Genomic DNA, 20,784 nt, shown 5'->3' with positions numbered 1-20,784 from the left:
GGTCAGCGGCGCACCAGCGCGTCGCGGATCTCGGTGAGCAGCTCGACCTCCGTCGCCTCCAGCTCCTCCGGGGTCTTGCGCTTGGCCATGAAGTGGTTCATCGGCAGGATCAGCAGGAAGTAGACGACAGCCGCGGTGATCACGAAGCTCAGGACGGCGCTGAGCACGGACCCCCACAGGATGAAGATGCCGGAGGTGACGTTCCCCGCGGCGTCGACGGTGCAGGGCCCCTTGAGGCATGAGCTGTAGGAAGCCAGGTCCTTGGTCCCGAACAGACCGACCAGCGGGTTGACCACGCCCTTCACGAAAGCGTTGACGATGTTGGTGAACGCGGCGCCGATGACCACGGCGACCGCCAGGTCGACCACGTTGCCGCGGAGCAGGAATTCCTTGAAGCCCTTCATGCCGCGTCGAACGGCGTCAGCCCCATAAGGTCACGGGTGAATTCCCAGCCTTCCGGTTGACGCGGCGGGGCAGCCGGGCGGGCCGGGGGAGAGCGTGCCGGGCGGGGGAGCGCCGGGGCGCAGCGGCCCCGCGGTGAGGGCGGTGGCGAGTGCGAGCAGCCCCGCGGCCAGCAGCCCGGGCCGTCGGCGCACGGCCTGGCGCAGGCGGTGCCGGCCGCGGCCGGTGCCCCGGATCGGCGGGAAGTCGGGCACCTCGCGGCGCGGCGGGACGATCGCGGCGGGCAGCGGGGGAAGCACGAAGGCGGTCACGGCGGCGGGCCTTTCCACGAGGCGGCGGGGGTCGTGCCGGCCATCCTGCGCCCGGCCGGTGCCAGGGACGGAGGGGTTTGCCGGGGCTGTGGACAACCCGGACCTGTGGACAACCGCGCTCACCCGCCCGGGTGAGGCGCTGCGCCGTCCGGAGCAGTCACCCGTAACCGTCCCCGGAAAGCCGGAAGCCCCGGCGGCGCGGATCGCGCTGCCGGGGCTCGTGAACGACCGGGGGGAGCGGCCTCAGCTCGCGGCCGGTGCCGAGGTGGAGGTGCTGCCCGAGGAGGACGAGGCGGCCGTCGAGGTCGAGGGCGTCGAGGCCGGGGTGGCGGACGACGAGCTCACCGAGCTGCTGGAGCTGGAGCGGCTGTCGGTGCGGTAGAAGCCGGAGCCCTTGAAGACCACGCCCACGGCCGAGAAGACCTTGCGGAGCTTTCCCTGGCAGTCGGGGCACGTGGTCAGCGCGTCGTCGCTGAACTTCTGCACCGCCTCGAGGCCGTTGCCGCACTCGGTGCACTGGTACTGGTACGTGGGCACTTCCGCTTCCTCCTGCACTCCCCCTGGCACTCTGACTCGATGAGTGCTAACGACGGTCAATGATGCGGCATTCCGCTGGTGGAGTCCAGCGCCTCAGCCCTGCTGCGCGGCCACGGCCGGCGTGCGCCGGCCGGTGACTCCCCTGGCCACGGTACGTGTAGCGGAGCCCGGGGCGAGCAGCAGACGGCGCATCGTGACCAGCGCCACCAGGCCGAGGCCGGATCCGACCAGCGGGACCAGGAAGCCGAGCGACGGGCCGCCGTGGTCGATCAGCTGGCCGGCGGCGGTGGAGCCGACGGCCAGGCCGAGGCCGATGGCGCCGGTCAGCCAGGTGAAGGCCTCGGTCTTGGCGCCGTCGGCGACCAGGGTCTCCACCAGCGTGTAGCCGGTGATCAGGGTCGGAGCGATGGCCAGGCCGCAGAAGAGTCCGGCCACGGCCAGCGCGGTGAGGTTCGGCATCGCCCACAGGGTGGAGCAGCCGACCACCAGCAGGGCGTAGCAGCCGAGCATCCGCTGCCGGGCGGAGCGCTTCCAGGCGACCAGGCCGTAGAGCACGCCGGCGATCATCGAGCCGGCCGCGAACAGGCCGTAGACCGGGCCGCTGAGGCCGGGGCTGCCGGCCCGTTCGGTGGCGGCGGTGATGGAGACCTGGAGGGCGCCGAACACGGTGCCGAGGCCGAGGAAGGCGCCGGCCAGCAGCCGTACGCCGGGGGAGGCGAGGGCGGAGGCGCGGCGGCGGCCGGGTGCGGCGGGGCCGGTGGGCGCGGGTGCGGTGCGGCGCTGGGCGGCGAAGGCGAGGCCGCCGAGCAGGGTGAGCGCGGCTTCGGCGGTGAGGCCGGCGGCCGGGCTGACCGCGGTGGCGACCAGGGTGGCCAGCACCGGGCCGACCACGAAGGTGAACTCGTCGGTGACCGACTCGAAGGCGAACGCGGTGTTCAGCACGGCGGGCCGCTCGCTGAGCCGGCTGACCCAGCGGGCCCGGACCATCGCGCCGATCTGCGGCACTGAGCCGCCGGCCGGGGCGGCGGCCAGGAAGAGCGTCCACTCGGGGGCGCCGCCCAGGGCCAGGGCGATCAGCGCGGCGACCGCGACGGCGTGCACCAGCACGCTGGGCAGTAGCACGGCGGCCTGGCCGTACCGGTCGGCGAGCCGGCCGGTCTGCGGGCCGATCAGGGCCTGGGCGACCGCGGCGGTGGCGGCGACGGCGCCGGCCAGGCCGTAGGAGCCGGTGGTCTCGCGCACCAGCAGCACGATGCCGAGGCCCAGCATCGCGTAGGGCAGGCGGGCGGCGAGGGCGGGGAGCAGGAAGGTGAGGGAGCCGGGGGTGCGCAGCAGCGTCCCGTAGCCGGCGCGGGTGGTGGTGGGGTCGTCGACCGGTCGGCGGGCCGCCACGGTCGGTCCTCTCTGCTGCCTGGTAGCGCGGACCGGTGCGGGTGTGACCGGGACCGGCGCCGAGAGTCGTCCTCGAGCGCGTCGACCGGGGTAGATACCGGGCCCGGGCGGTTCCCCAGGGGCGTCCGGCCGCCGAGCGGTCGCGCCGACTCTGCATCAGGCAGAAACGGAAAAAGCGTGTGTCTGCCTTCAGCTTACCGGTTCAGCGGCGCTTCTTCCTGGAAATGGAAGGTGAACCTTCCGCGGACTGCAGCCAGCCCGCGAGTTTGCCGCCCTGGTCGACGGCCCGCAGCCGGCGTTCGGCGGCCTCCGAGACCTCGTCGGTGGTGACCACGAGCAGTTCGTCGCCCTCGCGCAGCACGGTGATCCGGTCCGGGACGAAGCTGCTGCCCTCGCGGACCACCAGGGTGACCGCGGCGCCCTTGGGCAGGCGCAGTTCGGAGACCTCGACGCCGGACATCCGGGAGCCGGGGGCGAGGGAGACCGAGAGCAGGTGGCCGTGCAGTTTCTCCAGCGGCGCGGACTCGATGCCCAGGTCCTGGCCGAGGTCGCCCTCGCCGATCCGCAGCCACTTGGCGACCAGCGGCAGGGTGGGGCCCTGGAGCAGGGTGAAGACCACCACCAGGATGAAGACCACGTTGAACAGCTGCTGGGCGTCGGTCGCGCCGGACACCAGCGGGATGGTGGCGAGCACGATCGGCACCGCGCCGCGCAGGCCGGCCCAGGACAGCAGGGCCTGCTCGCGCCAGGGGACCCGGAACGGCGTCAGCGAGACCAGCACCGAGGCGGGGCGGGCGAGGAACACCAGCACCGCGCCGGCCACCAGGCCGGGCACGATCGCCGAACCCATGGTCTCGGGGGTGACCAGCAGGCCGAGCACCACGAACATGCCGATCTGGCCGATCCAGGCCAGGCCGTCGGCGAAGCCGCGCACCGCGGGTCCGTGCGGCAGCTTGGAGTTCCCGAGGATCACCGAGGCGATGTACGCGGCGAGGAAGCCGGAGGCGTGCAGCAGCGCGCCGCCCGCGTAGGCGAGCACGATCAGCGCCAGCACCGCGATCGGGTACAGGCCGGAGGAGGGCAGCGCGACCCGCCGCACCGCGTACGCGCCGAGCCGGCCGACCGTCCAGCCGACGGCCGCGCCGATCGCCAGCTCGACCACGATGGTGCCGACCAGCACGTACCAGGGGTCGAGCTCGCCGGTGGTGGCGAAGGCGACCACCAGGATCACCACGGGGGCGTCGTTGAAGCCGGACTCGGCCTCCAGCAGGCCGGTCAGGCGCTTGGGCAGCGGGACCATCCGCAGCACCGAGAAGACCGCGGCGGCGTCGGTCGAGGAGACGATCGCGCCGAGCAGCAGCGCGGTGCGCCACTCCAGGCCGACCAGCCAGTGCGCGCCGGCCGCGGTGACGAAGACCGAGACGGCGACGCCGAAGGTGGCCAGCACCGCCGCGGCCGGGACCACCGGCTTGATCGACGGCCAGCTGGTCTTGAGTCCGCCCTCGGCCAGGATGACCACCAGCGCCGCGTACCCCAGCACCTGGGTGAGCTCGGCGTTGTTGAAGCCGATCCCGATGCCGTTCTGCCCGAGCGCGACGCCGATGCCGAGGTAGATCAGCAGGGATGGGAGTCCGGACCGGGTGGAGAACCGCACGGCGACCACGGCGAACAGCAGGATCACCGCGGACTCGAGCAGCAGCTGGTTCAGGTGGTCAACGGTCACGCAGGGGCACCTCGGTGGCCGGAGGAGAAATCTGACGGATCGTTACTCAGTCTAACATTTTACTTGATCTTTACGCTAGTCCCTTCTTTCATCCGGGGCCGGTAGGGTCCCTGCGGACCCACCGTGCACGTCCCCCGTGCACGGCGCTCCGTGCCGTCGCCCTAATGTGGTGACCTGTCACGGCCGCAAGCTCCCTCATCACAAGGATTCGGATGCCCCGCTCGAAGAAGTTCCGGCGCGCACGTCTGATCGTGATCCTGCTGGCCGTGCTGCTGGTGGCGGGGCTGACCGGTGGCGGCTGGTGGGCGGTGGGAACCGTCCGCTCCTCGTTCCCGCAGACGACCGGCAGCGTCAAGGTGGCCGGGATGTCCGCGCCGGTGGACGTGAAGCGGGACGACAAGGGCATCCCGCAGCTGTACGCCGACACCGACGCCGACCTGTTCCGCGCCCAGGGCTACGTGCAGGCGCAGGACCGGTTCTGGGAGATGGACGTCCGACGGCACGTCACCTCCGGGCGGCTGTCCGAGATGTTCGGCTCCGCCTCCGTGGACAAGGACACCTTCCTGCGCACCATGGGCTGGCGCCAGGTCGCGCAGAAGGAGTGGGACACCGTCCTCTCCGAGGACACCAAGCGCAACCTGACCGCCTACACCGAGGGCGTGAACGCCTGGCTCGCCGAGCACCCGGGCGGGGCCGGCGCCTCGCTGGAGTACGCGCTGCTCGGCACCGTGAACAGCGGGTACCAGCCGGAGAAGTGGGACCCGGTCGACTCGGTGGCCTGGCTGAAGGCGATGGCCTGGAGCCTGTCCGGCAACCTGCAGGAGGAGATCGACCGCTCGCTGCTGTCCCAGGACTTCGGCGCCGACCAGATCGCCCAGCTGTACCCGGACTACCCGTACGACCGCAACGGCACCATCCTCAAGACCGGCAAGGTCGCCGCCGACGGCACCTACACCCCCGGTGAGGGCGCCGCCCTGCCGGCCCCGGCGGGCAGTGCCACCGGTGGCAGCAGCGCGCAGAACCGGGCCGCCGTGCAGGGCCTGCTGAGCGACCTGTCCGAGCGGGTCGCCGACCTGCCGGCGCTGCTCGGGCCGCAGGGCCAGGGCATCGGCTCCAACTCCTGGGTGGTGGACGGGGCCCACACCACCACCGGCAAGCCGCTGCTGGCCAACGACCCGCACCTCGGCCCCGGGATGCCGTCGATCTGGTACCAGATGGGCCTGCACTGCCGCACCGTCTCCAAGAGCTGCACCTACGACGTCGCCGGGTACACCTTCGCCGGCATGCCCGGCGTGGTGATCGGCCACAACGCGAACGTCGCCTGGGGCTTCACCAACCTCGGCGCCGACGTCACCGACCTGTACCTGGAGAAGGTCACCGGCCCGGACACCTACCTGCTCGACAACCAGGAGCAGAAGCTCACCCTCCGCAAGGAGACCATCAAGGTGGCCGGCGGCGAGGACCGGACCATCACCGTCCGCACCACCAAGGACGGCATGCCGCTGATCTCCGACCAGAGCTCGGAACAGCAGAACGTCGGCAAGTCCGCGCCGGCCGGCAACGCCGCCCCCGACCGGGCGGCCGGCTACGGCGTGGCGCTGCGCTGGACCGCGCTCAACGCCGGCAAGACCATGGACGCCGTCTTCAAGCTCGACCGGGCCGCCGACTTCAACGACTTCCGCGGCGCCGCCCAGGACTTCGCGGTGCCCGCGCAGAACCTGATCTACGCCGACACCAAGGGCAACATCGGCTACCAGGCGCCCGGCCAGATCCCGGTCCGCACCAAGGGCGACGGCCGCTACCCGGCCCCCGGCTGGGACTCCGGCTACGCCTGGAGCCCGAACTACCTGCCGTTCAAGTCGCTGCCCTACGCCTACAACCCGCCGACCGGCTACATCGTGACGGCCAACCAGGCCGTCGTCGACCCGGCCTACAAGCCGCTGCTCACCACCGACTGGGAGTACGGCACCCGGGCCAAGGAGATCACCGACCAGATCCAGGACAAGCTGAAGAACGGCGGCCGGATCTCCCCGGACGACATGCAGTCCATGCAGCTGGACAACACCAGCGTGATGGCCAAGACGCTGGTCCCGCTGCTGCTGAAGGTCAACGTCTCCGACGCGTACGTGCGCGAGGCGCAGGACCTGCTGAAGGACTGGAACTACCACCAGGACGCCGACTCGGCCGCCGCCGCGTACTACAACGGCGTGTGGCGGGCGCTGCTCACCCTCGCCTTCGGGCAGAAGTTCCCGGCCGACCTGCGGGCCAAGGGCGACTGCCTGCTGGTGCGGCAGAAGCGCGACAACACGCTGCCCGACGACGCGCTGAACGGCGCCGCGCAGGCGGTCACCGAGTGCGGCACCCGGGACGCCTCGCAGGCCCAGCCCGACGGCGGCGACCGCTGGATGGAGGTGGTCCGCCAGCAACTGGCGCACCCCGACTCCGCATGGTGGGACTACATCGACTCCAACCACCAGCAGCAGCACGGCCTGAACAACCTGCTCGCCGAGGCGCTCAAGGACGCCCGGCAGGACCTCACCTCGCGGCTCAGCAAGGACATCAAGACCTGGAGCTGGGGCCGGCTGCACCAGCTGACCCTGCAGGAGCCGACCCTCGGCAGCGACGACTCCTCGCTCGCCTCCGGCGTGGTCCAGCGCCTGCTCAACCGCGGCCCGTACAAGCTCTCCGGCGGCACCGCCGCGGTCGACGCGGCGGGCTGGAACGCCGCCGCCGGGTACGACGTCGACTGGATCCCGTCGATGCGGATGGTCGTCGACCTGAGCAACTTCGACGCCTCCCGCTGGATCAACGTCGGCGGCGCCTCCGGCCACGCCTTCCACGCCAACTACAACGACCAGACCGACCTGTGGGCCAGGGGCGAACTGCTGCCCTGGGCCTTCGGCAAGGACGCCGTCGACAAGGCCGCGAAGAACACGATGACGCTCACCGCGGGCTGAAGCGGGTCACCCCGTCCGGGGTGACCACCGCGTCCACCGGGAGGTCGTGCGGCTCGGCCGGCACGGCCTCCCGCAGTTCGTGCGAGTACAGCAGGGTGGCCAGCAGCGGGTGCGCGCCGGCCCGGGCCAGCCGGGCCAGCACCCGGTCGTAGCTGCCGCCGCCGCGGCCCAGCCGCACCCCGCGCCGGTCCACCGCCAGGCCCGGCAGCAGCACCACGTCCGCCGCGGTCACCGCCTCCGCGCCCAGCCGGGCCCCGACCGGCTCCAGCAGCCCGCGGCCGGCCGGCACCAGCCGGGTGTCGCCCTCGTACGGCGCCCAGTCCAGGTCGTTGTCGGGCAGCAGCACGGGCAGGAGCACCCGCGCCCCGGCGGCCGCCAGCGCCGCCAGCAGCGGGCGGGTGCCCGGCTCGGCGCCGACCGAGACGTACGCCGCCACCGTGCCACCCGGCGGCACCAGCGAGGCGGCGTGCCCGGCCAGCGCGCGGGCCGCCCGTTCGCGCGTGTCGGGGTCGAGCGCCCGCCGTTCGGCGAGCAGCCGTGACCTCAGGGCCGCCTTGTCGTTGGGCATGTGATCAGCAGACAACGGACATCTCTCCCAGCTCGCCACCGTTCGCGGTGACACGAGCCTGACACGTCGAGGCCGCCCCATGTCCACCCCGCTCCTGCTCCAGGCCCTGGCCGCGGTCGGCGCGACCGCCCCGGCCGCCGCCGGCTGGTACCGGCTGCGCGGCCGCCGCGCCGCGGCCGGCGCCGCCCGGCGGGAGGCCGAACTGCACGAGCGGATCGCCGAACTGACGGCGGAACGGGACGAACTGCGGCGCACCGCCTCCTGCGACCCGCTCACCGGGGTGTGGAACTACCGCCACCTCCAGCTCACCCTCGACCGCGAGATCGAACGCGCCCGCCGGGCCGAGGCCGCCGCCGCCGAACCCCGCCCGCTCGCCGTGCTCATGGTGGAGATCGCCGGCTTCGACGCGGTGGTCGCCGCCCACGGCCGGGCCCGCGCCAACACCATGCTGCGCGAACTCGCCCAGCGCCTCGCCGTGGAGATCCGCCGCGGCGACACCCTCGGCCGCTACGGCGGCGAGGAGTTCCTGGTCCTGCTGCCCGACACCGGCGCCGAGGGCGCCGCCCAGGTCGCCGAACGGCTCTGCTGGACCGTCCGCCGCCACCAACTGACCGACCGTCACCCCGGCGAGCGGGCCGCCCCCGGCGCCCGTAGCGGCCTCACCGCCGCGATCGGCCTGGCCGTGCTGCCCCGCGACGGCGCCCACGCCGCCGTCCTGCTGCGCGCCGCCGACCGGGCGCTCACCGAGGCCCGCGAGGCCGGCGGCGACTGCTGGCGCCCGGCCCGCCCCGGCACACTGGACCCGAACACCGCCGCGCTGCCCGATAGGGTGTCCACCGGCCCAGGCGGGGCCACCCCCACCCCGCCCGAGACCGCCGACACCAGTCGGGCGGCGGTCAGCGAAGGGGCTTGACGACTGTTTCACCCTGCTCTCAGCCGGGCGGAATCCACGCCTCAGTAAGGTCTACGCATGACGAAGACGCACGCCCGCACCCCGGTCACCAAGGCGGTTGTCCCCGCCGCCGGACTGGGAACCCGGTTCCTCCCCGCGACCAAGGCCACTCCCAAGGAGATGCTGCCGGTCGTCGACAAGCCGGCCATCCAGTACGTGGTCGAGGAGGCCGCCGCCGCGGGCCTGCAGGACATACTGATGGTCACCGGCCGCAACAAGCGGGCCCTGGAGGACCACTTCGACCGGGCGTACGAGCTGGAGGAGCTGCTCACCCGCAAGGGCGACCACGACCGGCTGCGCCGCGTCCAGGAGTCCGTGCAGCTCGCCAACATGCACTACGTCCGGCAGGGCGACCCCAAGGGCCTCGGCCACGCCGTCTCGGTCGCCGAACAGCACGTCGCCGGACAGCCCTTCGCGGTCCTGCTCGGCGACGACCTGATCGACCCGCGCGACCCGCTGCTGTCCCGGATGATCGAGGTCCAGCAGGAACTCGGCGGCTCCGTGGTCGCCCTGATGGAGGTCGACCCCGCGCAGATCCACCTCTACGGCTGCGCCGCGGTCAAGCCCAACGGCTACGGCGACGACGTCTTCCGGATCACCGACCTGGTGGAGAAGCCGGACACCGCCGACGCCCCCTCCAACTACGCGGTGATCGGCCGCTACGTGCTCGACCCCGCCGTCTTCGACGTGCTGCGCGACACCAAGCCCGGCCGCGGCGGCGAGATCCAGCTGACCGACGCGCTGCGCGAACTCGCCACCCGCGACCAGGACCACGGCGGCCCGGTGCACGGCGTGCTGTTCAAGGGCCGCCGCTACGACACCGGCGACCGCGCCGACTACCTGCGCGCCATCGTCCGGCTGGCGTGCGAGCGTGACGACCTCGGCCCCGAGTTCCGCGACTGGCTGCGCCAGTTCGTCGCCGCCGAGATGCAGGACTGACCCCGCAACGACCACGGGTACGACCACCACGAAGGCGAGAGTGAGCGATGACCGGGAAGCCCGACCCCTGCTGTGAGGGCGCCGAGGCCCCGGCGTCGCCGCGCCTGTGGAGCGTCGACGAACACCTCGCCGACGTGCTCGCCGCGGTCGCACCGCTGCCCGCGATCGAGCTGCAACTGCTCGACGCCCAGGGCTGCCGGCTCGCCGAGGACGTGCACGCCGGCGGCGACCTGCCGCCCTTCGACAACAGCTCGATGGACGGCTACGCGGTGCGCACCGCCGACACCGTGCGGGCCACCGAGGAGTACCCCTCGGTGCTCGCCGTGGTCGGCGACATCGCGGCCGGCGCGGGCGAGCTGCCCAAGGTCGGCCCCGGCCAGGCCGCCCGGATCATGACCGGCGCGCCCGTCCCGCCCGGCGCCGAGGCCGTCGCCCCGGTCGAGTGGACCGACGGCGGCACCGGTACCGGCCGGGCCGCCGACTCGATGGGCGCCGCCGTGCCGGACGAGGAGGTCCGGGTGCTGCGCCCGGTCGGCGAGGGCGCGCACATCCGCCGCCGCGGCAGCGACGTCGCGGCCGGCGACCGGGTGCTGGACGCCGGCGCGGTGCTCGGCCCCACCCAGCTCGGGCTGCTCGCCGCGATCGGCCGGGGCGCCGTCAAGGTCCGCCCCCGCCCCCGGGTGGTCGTGCTCTCCACCGGCAGCGAACTCGTCCAGCCGGGCGAGCCGGTCGGCCCCGGACAGATCTCCGACTCCAACTCCTTCACCCTCACCGCCGCCGCCATCGCGGCCGGCGCCGTCGCCTACCGGGTCGGCGGCGTCCCCGACGACGCGGCGACCCTGCGCGCCGTCCTGGAGGACCAGCTCGGCCGGGCCGACCTGATCGTCACCAGCGGCGGCGTCTCGGTCGGCGCGTACGACGTGGTCAAGGAGGTCTTCGAGAGCTACGGCGGCGTCGACTTCCGCCGGCTGCGGATGCAGCCCGGCAAGCCGCAGGGCTTCGGGCGGATCGGCGCCGGGACCGGCGTGCCGCTGCTCGCCCTGCCCGGCAACCCGGTGAGCGCCTACATCTCCTTCGAACTGTTCGTCCGCCCGGTGATCCGCACCATGCTCGGCTTCGCGGCCGAGCAGGTGCACCGCCCGGTGGTGCGCGCCACGACCACCGCCGCGCTGCGCTCCCCGGCCGGCCGCCGCCAGTTCCTGCGCGGGTCGTACCGGGCGGCCGACGGCGCCGTCGCCCCGGTCGGCGGCGAGGGATCGCACCTGGTCGGGGCGCTCGCCAAGGCCGACTGCCTGATCACCGTCCCCGAGGACGTCACGGCGCTGCCCGCCGGCAGCGCCGTCGATGTGGTCCTTCTCACGGACTGACCGGGGCGGGGCTGTACGGTAGCGCGGTATTCGCACCGCGCCACTGGAGCACTTCGTGACCGACACACCCCCCGGCGACCGTCTCACCCACGTCGACCACACCGGCGCGGCCCGCATGGTCGACGTCTCCGCCAAGACCCCCACCACCCGGGTCGCGGTCGCGGCCGGCACGGTCCGGGTCGCCCCGCGGGTGGTGGAACTGCTGCGCGGCGAGGGCGTCCCCAAGGGCGACGCCCTCGCGGTGGCCCGGATCGCCGGGATCATGGGCGCCAAGAAGACGCCCGACCTGATCCCGCTGTGCCACCCCATCGCGCTCTCCGGCGTCACCCTCGACCTCCGGGTCACCGACACCGCCGTGGAGATCACCGCCACCGTCCGCACCGCCGACCGCACCGGTGTCGAGATGGAGGCCCTCACCGCCGTCGCGGTCGCCGGCCTCACCGTCATCGACATGGTCAAGGCCGTCGACAAAGCGGCCTCGATCGAGAACGTCCGGGTGCTCAGCAAGACCGGCGGCAAGAGCGGCGACTGGGCGCGGGAGGACGAGTCGGGCGCGGCGGACCTTCAGGGCGGGGAGGACGGGCCGGGCGCGGCGGACGTCCGGGGCGGGGAGGACGGGCCGGGCGCGGCGGACGTCCGGGGCGGGGAGGACGGGCAGTGAGAGCCCTCGCCGTCACCGTCTCCAACCGCGCCTCGGCCGGCGTCTACGCCGACAAGGGCGGCCCGCTGCTGGTCGAGGGACTGCGGGCGATGGGCTTCGCGGTCGACGGCCCGACGGTCGTCCCCGACGGCGAACCGGTCGAGGCCGCCCTGCGCGAGGCCGTCGCCGCCGGGTACGACGTGGTTCTCACCACCGGCGGCACCGGCATCTCCCCGCAGGACCTCACCCCCGAGATGACCGCCCGGGTGATCGACCGTCAGATCCCGGGCATCGCCGAGGCGATCCGCGCGTACGGCCGGGAGAAGGTCCCCACCTCGGCGCTCTCCCGCGGCCTGGCCGGCCTCGCCGGACGCACCCTGATCGTCAACCTGCCCGGCTCCACCGGCGGCGTCCGCGACGGCCTGGCCGTCCTCTCCCCGCTGCTGCCGCACGCCGTCGACCAGCTCGGCGGCGGCGACCACCCGAGGCCTTCCCCCTCCGCTCCCGCCGAGCCCGGGGGCACGCCCTGAACGCGGGCTGGCCGGTCGTGCTCGCCGAGGGGGACGTCGTCCTGCGGCCGATCCGGCGCCGCGACCAGGCCGACTGGCAGGAGGTCAGCCGCCGCAACCGCGACTGGCTGCGCCGCTGGGAGGCCACCGTGCCGCCCGCCCCGCCCGGCCGCGAGCCCGCGCCCCGGCCCACCTACCGGCAGATGGTCCGCTACCTGCGCGGCGAGGCCGCGGCCGGCCGGATGCTGCCCTTCGTCGTCCTCTACCAGGGCCGGCTGGTCGGCCAGTTGACCGTCGGCGGGATCACCTGGGGCTCGATGTGCTCCGCCAACGTCGGCTACTGGGTCGACGAGGCGGTGGCCGGCCGCGGCATCATGCCCACCGCCGTGGCGCTCGCGGTCGACCACTGCTTTCGCGATCTCGGACTGCACCGGGTCGAGGTCTGCATCCGCCCCGAGAACCGGCCCAGCCGCCGGGTGGTGGAGAAACTCGGCTTCCGTTCGGAGGGAATGCGTCCCAGCTATCTGCACATCGACGGCGACTGGCGCGACCACCTGGTCTACGCGCTCACCGCCGACGAGGCCGCCGACGGGCTGCTGACCCGCTGGCACTCCCTCAGGAACCGTCCGCCGCAGCAAAATTGAATATTTGTTCGAAATAGATATCGATATGGCATCAGGTGTGGGGCGAGCCGTCACAAATACCGGCAAAATAGTCTGAGAATCAGCTTGATCGCACGACACGCCGTGCCAAATTGCTGCAGCGCCTTACCCTGCGCCCGTACCGTGTGAAACGTGAGCAGTAGCGGCCTTATCTACGCGGTCATCGTAGGGGCCTGGGCTGCCTATCTGGTGCCGATGTGGCTCCGCAGGCAGGACGAGCTCAACGAGTCGCGTCCGACGGAACGCTTCAGTACCGCGATCCGCCTGCTGGCCGGACGATCGGCCCTGGAACGGCGCGCGGCCCGAGCCCTGGGCGACCAGACCTCCGAACAGCAGCCCCCCGCCGAGCCGTCCGCGGACGCGGCGGACCCGGGGGTCCCGTCGGCATCGGCACCCACGGCGGACCCCGCCGACGTGCCGACCGAGCGTGCGGCGTGGCACGGCGACTCCTCCGTCGACGCGGCACCCGCCACGGCGGTGGCCGAGCCGGGCACGCGAGCAGGCGGTGACGGCACGTCAGCCGACCACCGCGCGGACGACCACCGCGCGGACGAGCACCGCGCCGCCGACCGGCAGCCCGGCGACCGGCCCTCGACGGATCGTCACGCCACCGATCGTCATGGCGCCGATCGTCATGGCGCCGATCGTCACGCCACCGATCGTCATGCCACCGATCGTCATGGCGCCGACCGGCACGCCACCGATCGCCACGCCACCGACCGGCACTCCGCGGAGCGGCGTGCCCGGCTGCTGGCCCGGCGGCGGCGCATGGTCACCCTGCTGTTCCTCGCCTTCGCGCTCGGTGCGGTGCTCGCCGCCGTGGCGGGCTTCGCCTTCCTCTGGGTGCCGGCCGTCCCCGGTGCCCTGCTCACCCTCTACATCGGCCACCTGCGCCGACTGGAGCGGCAGCGCTACGAGGTGAAGCTGGACCGGGTGCGGGCCGCGCAGGCCGCCGAACGGCTCCGGGAGCGCGAGCGTGCCCGGGCCGCCGCGGTGCCGGTCACCGAGCCGGCCACCGAGCGCCGCCCGTCCGTGGCACCCGAGCCGGCCACCACCGCGACCGCCCTCGCCGAGGCCACCGAGCACGAGGAGTGGGTGGACGGCGTCCGCGCCCGCGCCGCCGCAGGCCCGGACTCCTGGGAGCCCGTCCCCGTCCCGCTGCCCACCTACGTCACCGCCCCGGTCGCCCCCAGGGTCACCCGAGGCCTCGACCTCTCCGCCCCCGGCACCTGGGACTCGGGCCGCCCCGGCACCCCGCTCTTCGACCAGTACGCCGACCCGGCCGCCCAGGCCGGCGCCGAGTACACCCGGCCCCGCGCCGCCAACGAGTGACCCCGCCCGCGTCCCACCCCGAACGCCCCGCCGCAGGCCAGCCGCCCGCGCCGGGGCGTTCGCCGTTCCGAGCATGGTCACGAGTACCTCCGCAGAGGTGATAGAGTTTCTTCTCGTTGGGGCTGTGGCGCAGTCCGGTAGCGCACCTCGTTCGCATCGAGGGGGTCAGGGGTTCGAATCCCCTCAGCTCCACCCAACGGAAATCCCGTCCGGTCCTCGTGACCGGGCGGGATTTCTGCGTTGCGCGGGTTTGTTCAAGGCGATGTCCGGGGCGCGGGAGGCACGTGGGTGCGGCCAACGGCGGTGGCGGGCCAGGCTCTTCGGAGGATGGTCGGACCGTTCGTCAGCAGGTCGGCAAGAGACGCCCGTTCGGCGTGCCGATGGCCAGGGTGAATGGGGCTTCCTTGTCGAGGCCGGAATCTATGCGTTCAGGCGGCCGGGGCGGGATCCTGAGCAGGTCATGGATCGCCGGGCCGTAGACGTCGACCGGGCTGGTGGGTGACGCTGGCTCCCAGAACCGAGGTGAAGCGGTCCCGCCGGTGTCGGAGTCCGTGGCTAGCATCCGCCCATGAATGCTGAGCTCCTGTCCGCCGTCGAGACCCCGCTCCCACCCGGCCGGTTGATCACGTCGGACGAAGGCGGCGGAGACATCGAAGCCATCTGGATGAGCGACGGGCCGGTCACCGCCGAGCTCTGGGCGCGGCTCCTCGCCGAGCACGCGCGCACCGGCCTGTGGCCGCTGCTGCTCGACGCCAGGGACTCCCACGGCGGCGAGTTCGGACCATGGGCAACCGGCGAGCTGTTCCCCGAGCGGATGTCCTCCCCGAACACCCATGACGTGGCCGAGCTTCTCGGGCGGTGGTGGAAGAACCACACCGTCATCGACGAGGACGACGACATGCTCTCGCCGGAGGACCGCCTGGCCGTCACCGCCCCCTTCGGACGGACCTGGCCGGGACTCGCTCCGACTTCTCGCCTGACCACCGATCCGGACACCGCGGCCGTCGACTACGGGCAGGACTTCGTCGCCCGCCGCCCGCAGACCAGGCTCGGACTCGTCGCCGCCGGCTCGGGAGCCCACGCGCTCACCGCCGCCGGCTGGGACGGTCCGGTCAACTACGACAACGACACCGCCAAGTTCTCCGCCGTCGTGGCCGACTGGGAACACCGCTTCGGTGCACGCGTCGTCGCGGTGGGCCCAGCCACCCTCCACCTCAGCGTCGCCGCACCCCCGACAACGTCAGATGACGCTCTCCTCGTGGCTGCCGAGCACTTTGCGTTCTGCCCCGACAACGTCTGGCAGGGGTGCCACCCGAACACGCTGACCGCATACGCCGGACGGCTCGTCCACAGTCACTGCTGGGGTTTCTGGTGGGACTGACCGGCTGCAGCCGCTGCGCGAGAGTCGAAGCCGATTCCGGCGGCGGGCCCACCTAGGCGAGGGAGACGGTGCGACGCATGAGCGTCTGGGCGGTTGTGTCGGCGTTCGCTTTCACCGACGTGCCGACTGCTCCGGCCGTCACGGCCTACTACGACGCAGGCCGTCTGACCTGTGTGGCCGTCAACGCGCTCCGCGGGCCTCAGGTCACGCTCGACGGACTGCGACTTGTCGGCCGCGTGCCGTCCGAGCTCGAAGACGCCTTCACTGCATACACCTCAGCCCACGGCCATGACCTGCGGTACTCCCAGCACGCGGACCCGGGCTCCGAGACGCTCGGAGTCGTCCTCCGTGCCCAGCGCGCAGGAGATGTGGTCCTGAGCAGGCCAGTGTTCGTCGCCTCCACGTGGGCCGAGCGCTGCTGCGATGTCACCGAGGGCCGCGTCCCCATCGACGAGTGGCGCGACCGTACGTGGTGAGACGCCCTGCGAAGAGGGCAAGGCGCCCGGTGTCGGGAAACGATCTACGGCTGGACGGGAAGCGATCCCGGCGCCGGCGGGAGTCGTCGGCCCGGGTGGTTCGCGTTGCGGTGAGGTAACGCTGCCGCGTCCGCCCCTTGACCGCGTATCGGGCTGATTGCATACTCGCTTCCCAGCGGTTAATCGATTAAACGGGCCGGGGCGAGGTGGGGACGAGGATGGCGCGGATGTCGGATGTCGCCGCCGCGGCGGGGGTGTCGACGGCGACGGTGTCGATGGTGCTGAGCGGGGCGGGCAGCGGTCGCATCTCGGCCCAGACGCAGGCGAAGGTCCGGGAGGCGGCCGAGGCGATCGGCTATGCGCCCAACTCGGTGGCCCGCAGCCTGCGGACGCGGCGCACCCGGATGATCGGCCTGATCTCCGACACGATCGCCACCACCCCCTTCGCCGGACGGATGCTGGCGGGCGCGAACGATGCGGCCCGCGAGCACGGCCACCTGGTGGTGCTGGTGGACACCGACGGCGACCGGGCGCAGGAGCGGCAGGCGATCGAGGCGCTGACCGGCCAGCGGGTCGACGCGATGGTCTACGCCCGGATGTGGCACCAGGTGGTCGACGCCCCGGCGGGCCTCGCCGAGGGCAGCGTCTTCCTGGACTGCCGCCCCGCGCAGGGCAGTTGGCGGGCCGTGGTGCCGGACGACCGGGAGGGCGGGGTGGCGGCGACCCGGGAGCTGGTGGCCGCCGGGCACCGGCGGATCGCCTACCTCGACGCGCCCGAGGGCGCCGGCGTGGTCGCCTCGGAGCTGCGCCACCAGGGGTACCTTCAGGTGCTCGCCGAGGCGGGCATCACCCCCGACCCGGCCCTGCACGTGCACGGCGAGACCGACGCCGGGGGCGGGCGGGCCGCCGCCGAGGAGCTGCTCGACCTGCCGGCCGACCGCCGGCCGACCGCGCTGTTCTGCTTCAACGACCGGATGGCGATGGGCGCGTACACCGCGGCCCACCGCCGGGGTCTGCGCATTCCGGACGACCTGTCGATCGTCGGCTACGACGACCAGCAGCTGATCGCCGCCGAACTCGACCCGCCGCTGACCACCGTCGCCCTGCCGCACTACGAGATGGGGCGCTGGGCGATGGAGGTGGCGCTCGGGGAGCGGGAGGCCGACCCGGCCGAACCGCACCGCATGGAGTGCCCGATCATCCGCCGGGACTCCGTGGGTCCGCCGCCGCCTTCGCAGGCGAGCTGAGAGCGGCGGCGAACTCCTCGCAGTACACGGCAGTTGGCGCTGCCGTTCATCTGGAGCAACCACACGGCAGTTGACGCTGCCGTTCACTCCGGGACCGACTTGGCGGTCGGCCCCGGGAAAGGGACCACCTGTGCGCAATCCCCTCGCGATGGTAGCAGCGGCGAGCCTGCTCGGGACGGTCGCGCTGACCGGCTGTGCCAAGGCCAGCCACGACGGCGCGTCCTCCGACGGAGGTCCGTCGCAGATCACCATGTGGACCCACTCGGCGGGCAACCCCGGCGAGCTGGCCGTCTACAAGAAGATCATCGACGACTTCAACGGCTCGCAGAACACGTACAAGGTCGTCCAGCAGAACTTCCCGCAGGGCTCGTACAACGACGCGGTCACCGCGGCCGCCGCGGCCCGGAAGCTGCCCTGCCTGCTGGACATGGACGGCCCGATCATGCCGAACTGGGCCTGGGCCGGCTACCTCCAGCCGCTCGACCTGCCGAGCAGCCTCACCGGTTCGCTGCTGCCCACCGCCGTCGGCACCTACAAGGGCAAGGTGTACTCGGCGGGCTACTGGGACGCGGCGCTGTCGATCTTCGCTCGGAAGTCGGTGCTGGAGAAGAACGGCGTCCGCATTCCCACCGTCGAACAGCCGTGGACCCTGGCCGAGTTCGACGCCGCGATCGGCAAGCTGAAGAGCGCCGGCTACCAGACCCCGCTCGACCTCGGCGCGGCCGACAAGGGCGAGTGGTGGAGCTACGCGTATTCGCCGATGCTGCAGAGCGCCGGCGGCGACGAGCTCGACCGCACCGGCCTGAAGTCCGCCGAGGGCGCGCTCAACGGACCGGACGCGGTCGCGTTCTTCAGCTGGTTCCAGAAGGCGTTCAAGAACGGCTGGGCGAACAGCAACGGCCCGGTCGGCAACCAGAACTTCATCGACGACAAGGTGGCGCTCAGCTACACCGGCGTGTGGAACGCCAAGGACGCGCTGGACAAGGTCGGCTCCGACCTGCTGATCCTCCCGCCGGTGGACTTCGGCAGGGGACCGAAGATCGGCGGCGGCTCCTGGCAGTGGGGCATCTCGGCCGGCTGCGGGAAGGACCAGTCCGAAGGCGCCCGCGCGTACCTGAAGTTCAGCTTCCAGGACAAGTACCTCACCGAGTTCGCGGACAGCCAGGTGGTCATCCCCGCCACCGCCGGCGCCACCGCCGCCTCCAAGTACTTCGGCCAGGACGGTGCGCTGCGCCGGTTCGCCGTCCTGTCGCAGAAGTTCGCCCTGGCCCGGCCCGCCACCCCCGGCTACCCGGTGGTCTCCACCAGCTTCGAGAAGGCCGCCAAGGACATCATGAACGGCGCCGACGTCAAGCCGGCCCTGGACGCCGCCGTGAAGGCGATCGACAGCGACATCAAGTCGAACAACGGCTACGGCAACTGACGCAGCGGCGAGCGGTGGCCGGGCGGCGTTCGCGCCGACCGGCCGCCGGAAAGGCGTGACCCATGACGGCGACCTTCCGCCGCAACCACTCCCGGCGCGGGACCTCCCGCCGCAGCGAGGCCAGGGCGGGCCTGGCGATGGCCTCGCCCGCGGTGATCCTGCTGCTGGCCTTCCTGATCGTGCCGGTGCTGCTCGGCTTCGCCCTGTCCTTCACCAACGCGCGGCTGGTCTCGCCCGAGCCGCTGCGCTTCGTCGGACTCGACAACTTCGTCCGCGCCTTCACCGTCGACCCGACGTTCTTCCGCTCGGCGGTCAACACCTTCGTCTTCGCGGCCGTGGTCGTCCCGGTGCAGGCCGGATTCGGGCTGTTCCTGGCGCTGCTGGTCAACCAGAAGATCCGCGGCGTCACCGCGTTCCGGGTGATCTTCTTCATCCCGGTCGTGACCTCGATCGTCGTGGTCTCGATCCTGTGGAAGTTCATGTACCAGCCGGACGGCCTGGTGAACTCCTTCATCAACTCGATCACCTTCGGCGCCTGGCAGGGCACCGCCTGGCTGAACAACCCCAGCACCGCACTGTTCGCCGTCATCGTGCTGTCGGTCTGGCAGGCCGTCGGGTTCCACATGCTGATCTGGCTGTCCGGCCTGCAGACCATCCCGGAGGAGCTCTACGAGGCCGCCCGGATGGACGGCGCGGGCGCCTGGCGGCAGTTCAAGGACGTGACCTGGCCGTGCCTGCGCCCGACCAGGATCTTCGTCCTGATCACCATCTCCATCGCCGCGCTCGGCCTGTTCGTGCAGATCGACGTCATGACCCAGGGCGGCCCGATCGACTCCACCTCCACGCTGGTCTACCACGCGGTGCTCACCGGCTACCGCCAGCAGCAGATCGGGTACGGCTCCGCGCTGTCGCTGGTCTTCTTCGTGATCGTGCTCGTCATCGCGCTGATCCAGCGTCACCTCACCCGCGACAAGGACTGACCCATGGCCGAGAACGTACGCGCGCCGCGGGCGCGCACCGACGTGAGCGAGCGACAGCTGCGCCGGCGCCGCCGGGTGTGGACCTACCTGGTCCTGGTCGGTCTCGCGGTGTTCTTCCTGTTCCCGCTGGTGTTCATGTTCGTCTCCAGCCTCAAGCCGGACGGGCAGCTGCTCTCCGACATCGGCGGCTGGCGGGCCTTCCTCCCGGTCGGCGACATCAGCCTGCACAACTACGGCGCCGTCTTCGACCGGGTGCCGGTCGGCCGGTTCCTGCTGAACTCGCTGCTCGTGACGGTGGCGATCGTCGGCCTCGGACTGGTCGTCAACTCGATGGCCGGCTTCGCCCTGTCCCGGCTGCGCTGGCGCGGGCGGGGCCTGGTCCTGAGCGTCGTCATCGCCACCCTGATCGTCCCGTTCGAGACGATCGCGGTGCCCCTGGTGTACTGGGTCGCGCACCTGCCGATCCTGTTCCTCCAGGACGGCGCCGTGGTGTGGGACATCGGCTGGCTCAACAGCTACCAGGTGCAGATCATCCCGTTCGTCGCCAACGCCTTCTCCGTCTTCCTGTTCAGCCAGTACTTCTCCACCATCCCGACCTCGCTCGACGAGGCCGCCAGGATCGACGGCGCCGGCTGGTTCACCATCTACCGCAGGATCGTGGTGCCGCTCTCCGGTCCGGCGTTCGCCACGGTGGCGATCCTGACCTTCCTGCCCGCCTGGAACCAGTACCTGTGGCCCACCATGGTGGTCCAGGACGAGAAGCTCCGGCCCGTCATGGTCGGCATGCAGTACTTCTTCCAGGACAACCCGGCCTGGGGCGAGGTCATGGCGTACACGTCGATGATCACGCTGCCGGTGCTGGTGGTCTTCCTCGCCTTCCAGCGCGCCTTCGTCAGCAGCGTCGCCGCGAGCGGCGTCAAGGGCTGACCCCTCCTCCTCCGCGTGACGACCCCGCCGCCGTCCCCGCCGCGGCCGACGGGTCCCCC

Annotated in this window: 19 protein-coding genes, 1 tRNA gene and 1 pseudogene; 15 read left to right on the top strand and 6 right to left on the bottom strand. The window is 72.3% G+C overall.

All coding sequences use genetic code 11. From position 1 onward, the window contains the following. Positions 1-2: 2 nt before the first annotated feature. The 5 genes from mscL to ACWD4U_RS13415 all read right to left on the bottom strand — a co-directional run bounded on the left by mscL (position 3) and on the right by ACWD4U_RS13415 (position 4,365). Complete coding sequence (gene mscL, locus ACWD4U_RS13435) at positions 3-404, bottom strand: large conductance mechanosensitive channel protein MscL (protein WP_363452071.1); 402 nt, start codon at positions 402-404, stop codon at positions 3-5. Between the two features lie 30 nt (positions 405-434). Next, positions 435-713 carry a hypothetical protein gene (locus ACWD4U_RS13430; protein ID WP_363452069.1) on the bottom strand — a complete coding sequence of 93 codons (279 nt, stop codon included), beginning with the start codon at positions 711-713 and terminating at the stop codon, positions 435-437. A gap of 243 nt (positions 714-956) precedes the next feature. Further along, entirely contained in the window at positions 957-1,250 is a 294-nt protein-coding gene (locus tag ACWD4U_RS13425) for an FmdB family zinc ribbon protein (protein ID WP_363452067.1), read from the bottom strand. 93 nt (positions 1,251-1,343) lie between these two features. Further along, positions 1,344-2,642 carry an MFS transporter gene (locus ACWD4U_RS13420; RefSeq protein WP_363452065.1) on the bottom strand — a complete coding sequence of 433 codons (1,299 nt, stop codon included), beginning with the start codon at positions 2,640-2,642 and terminating at the stop codon, positions 1,344-1,346. Between the two features lie 202 nt (positions 2,643-2,844). Then, positions 2,845-4,365, bottom strand: a complete 1,521-nt coding sequence (locus tag ACWD4U_RS13415; protein ID WP_363452064.1) for a potassium/proton antiporter — start codon at positions 4,363-4,365, stop codon at positions 2,845-2,847. A 212-nt stretch (positions 4,366-4,577) separates the two neighbouring features. Between ACWD4U_RS13415 and ACWD4U_RS13410 the strand changes: the two genes are divergently transcribed. Then, complete coding sequence (locus ACWD4U_RS13410; protein WP_363452062.1) at positions 4,578-7,322, top strand: penicillin acylase family protein; 2,745 nt, start codon at positions 4,578-4,580, stop codon at positions 7,320-7,322. Here ACWD4U_RS13410 and ACWD4U_RS13405 read toward each other — a convergent pair. After that, complete coding sequence (locus ACWD4U_RS13405) at positions 7,309-7,890, bottom strand: 5-formyltetrahydrofolate cyclo-ligase (RefSeq protein ID WP_363452060.1); 582 nt, start codon at positions 7,888-7,890, stop codon at positions 7,309-7,311. The genes ACWD4U_RS13410 and ACWD4U_RS13405 overlap by 14 nt on opposite strands. A 79-nt stretch (positions 7,891-7,969) precedes the next feature. On the opposite strand from ACWD4U_RS13405, the gene ACWD4U_RS13400 reads away from it, so the two are divergent. From ACWD4U_RS13400 to ACWD4U_RS13335, 14 genes and pseudogenes are all read left to right on the top strand, one after another. Continuing rightward, positions 7,970-8,803: a GGDEF domain-containing protein gene (locus ACWD4U_RS13400; RefSeq protein WP_363452058.1), complete on the top strand. Its 834-nt coding sequence runs from the start codon at positions 7,970-7,972 to the stop codon at positions 8,801-8,803. A 57-nt stretch (positions 8,804-8,860) separates the two neighbouring features. Next, positions 8,861-9,781, top strand: coding sequence for a UTP--glucose-1-phosphate uridylyltransferase GalU (gene galU, locus ACWD4U_RS13395; protein WP_363452056.1), 921 nt, complete (start codon positions 8,861-8,863; stop codon positions 9,779-9,781). Between the two features lie 47 nt (positions 9,782-9,828). Beyond that, complete coding sequence (gene glp, locus ACWD4U_RS13390) at positions 9,829-11,148, top strand: molybdotransferase-like divisome protein Glp (protein ID WP_363452054.1); 1,320 nt, start codon at positions 9,829-9,831, stop codon at positions 11,146-11,148. A 115-nt stretch (positions 11,149-11,263) separates the two neighbouring features. Beyond that, positions 11,264-11,686, top strand: a pseudogene (gene moaC, locus ACWD4U_RS13385) (cyclic pyranopterin monophosphate synthase MoaC); the annotation flags it as partial. Positions 11,687-11,805: 119 nt separating this feature from the next. Further along, positions 11,806-12,318 (top strand): MogA/MoaB family molybdenum cofactor biosynthesis protein, encoded by a 513-nt coding sequence (locus ACWD4U_RS13380; protein ID WP_363452052.1) that lies wholly within the window; start codon positions 11,806-11,808, stop codon positions 12,316-12,318. Further along, positions 12,315-12,941 carry a GNAT family N-acetyltransferase gene (locus ACWD4U_RS13375; protein ID WP_363452095.1) on the top strand — a complete coding sequence of 209 codons (627 nt, stop codon included), beginning with the start codon at positions 12,315-12,317 and terminating at the stop codon, positions 12,939-12,941. The genes ACWD4U_RS13380 and ACWD4U_RS13375 overlap by 4 nt, the downstream gene beginning before the upstream one ends. 150 nt (positions 12,942-13,091) lie before the next feature. Then, entirely contained in the window at positions 13,092-14,291 is a 1,200-nt protein-coding gene (gene sepX / locus ACWD4U_RS13370) for a divisome protein SepX/GlpR (RefSeq protein ID WP_449787182.1), read from the top strand. Positions 14,292-14,409: 118 nt separating this feature from the next. Continuing rightward, positions 14,410-14,483, top strand: a tRNA-Ala gene (locus tag ACWD4U_RS13365). A gap of 376 nt (positions 14,484-14,859) precedes the next feature. Beyond that, on the top strand, positions 14,860-15,672 hold the full coding sequence (locus tag ACWD4U_RS13360) for a DUF4253 domain-containing protein (protein WP_363452048.1): 813 nt from the start codon (positions 14,860-14,862) through the stop codon (positions 15,670-15,672). A 77-nt stretch (positions 15,673-15,749) separates the two neighbouring features. After that, entirely contained in the window at positions 15,750-16,148 is a 399-nt protein-coding gene (locus ACWD4U_RS13355) for a hypothetical protein (RefSeq protein ID WP_363452046.1), read from the top strand. A 227-nt stretch (positions 16,149-16,375) separates the two neighbouring features. Continuing rightward, positions 16,376-17,395, top strand: coding sequence for a LacI family DNA-binding transcriptional regulator (locus ACWD4U_RS13350; RefSeq protein WP_363452044.1), 1,020 nt, complete (start codon positions 16,376-16,378; stop codon positions 17,393-17,395). A 148-nt stretch (positions 17,396-17,543) separates the two neighbouring features. After that, complete coding sequence (locus ACWD4U_RS13345) at positions 17,544-18,818, top strand: sugar ABC transporter substrate-binding protein (protein ID WP_363452042.1); 1,275 nt, start codon at positions 17,544-17,546, stop codon at positions 18,816-18,818. Between the two features lie 62 nt (positions 18,819-18,880). Further along, positions 18,881-19,798, top strand: coding sequence for a carbohydrate ABC transporter permease (locus ACWD4U_RS13340; RefSeq protein WP_363452040.1), 918 nt, complete (start codon positions 18,881-18,883; stop codon positions 19,796-19,798). Between the two features lie 3 nt (positions 19,799-19,801). Further along, positions 19,802-20,725, top strand: a complete 924-nt coding sequence (locus ACWD4U_RS13335; protein WP_363452038.1) for a carbohydrate ABC transporter permease — start codon at positions 19,802-19,804, stop codon at positions 20,723-20,725. The last annotated feature ends 59 nt before the right edge of the window (positions 20,726-20,784 follow it).

This window comes from Kitasatospora sp. NPDC002522 (genome assembly GCF_053595195.1).
This window is presented reverse-complemented; position numbering and strand designations above follow the sequence as displayed.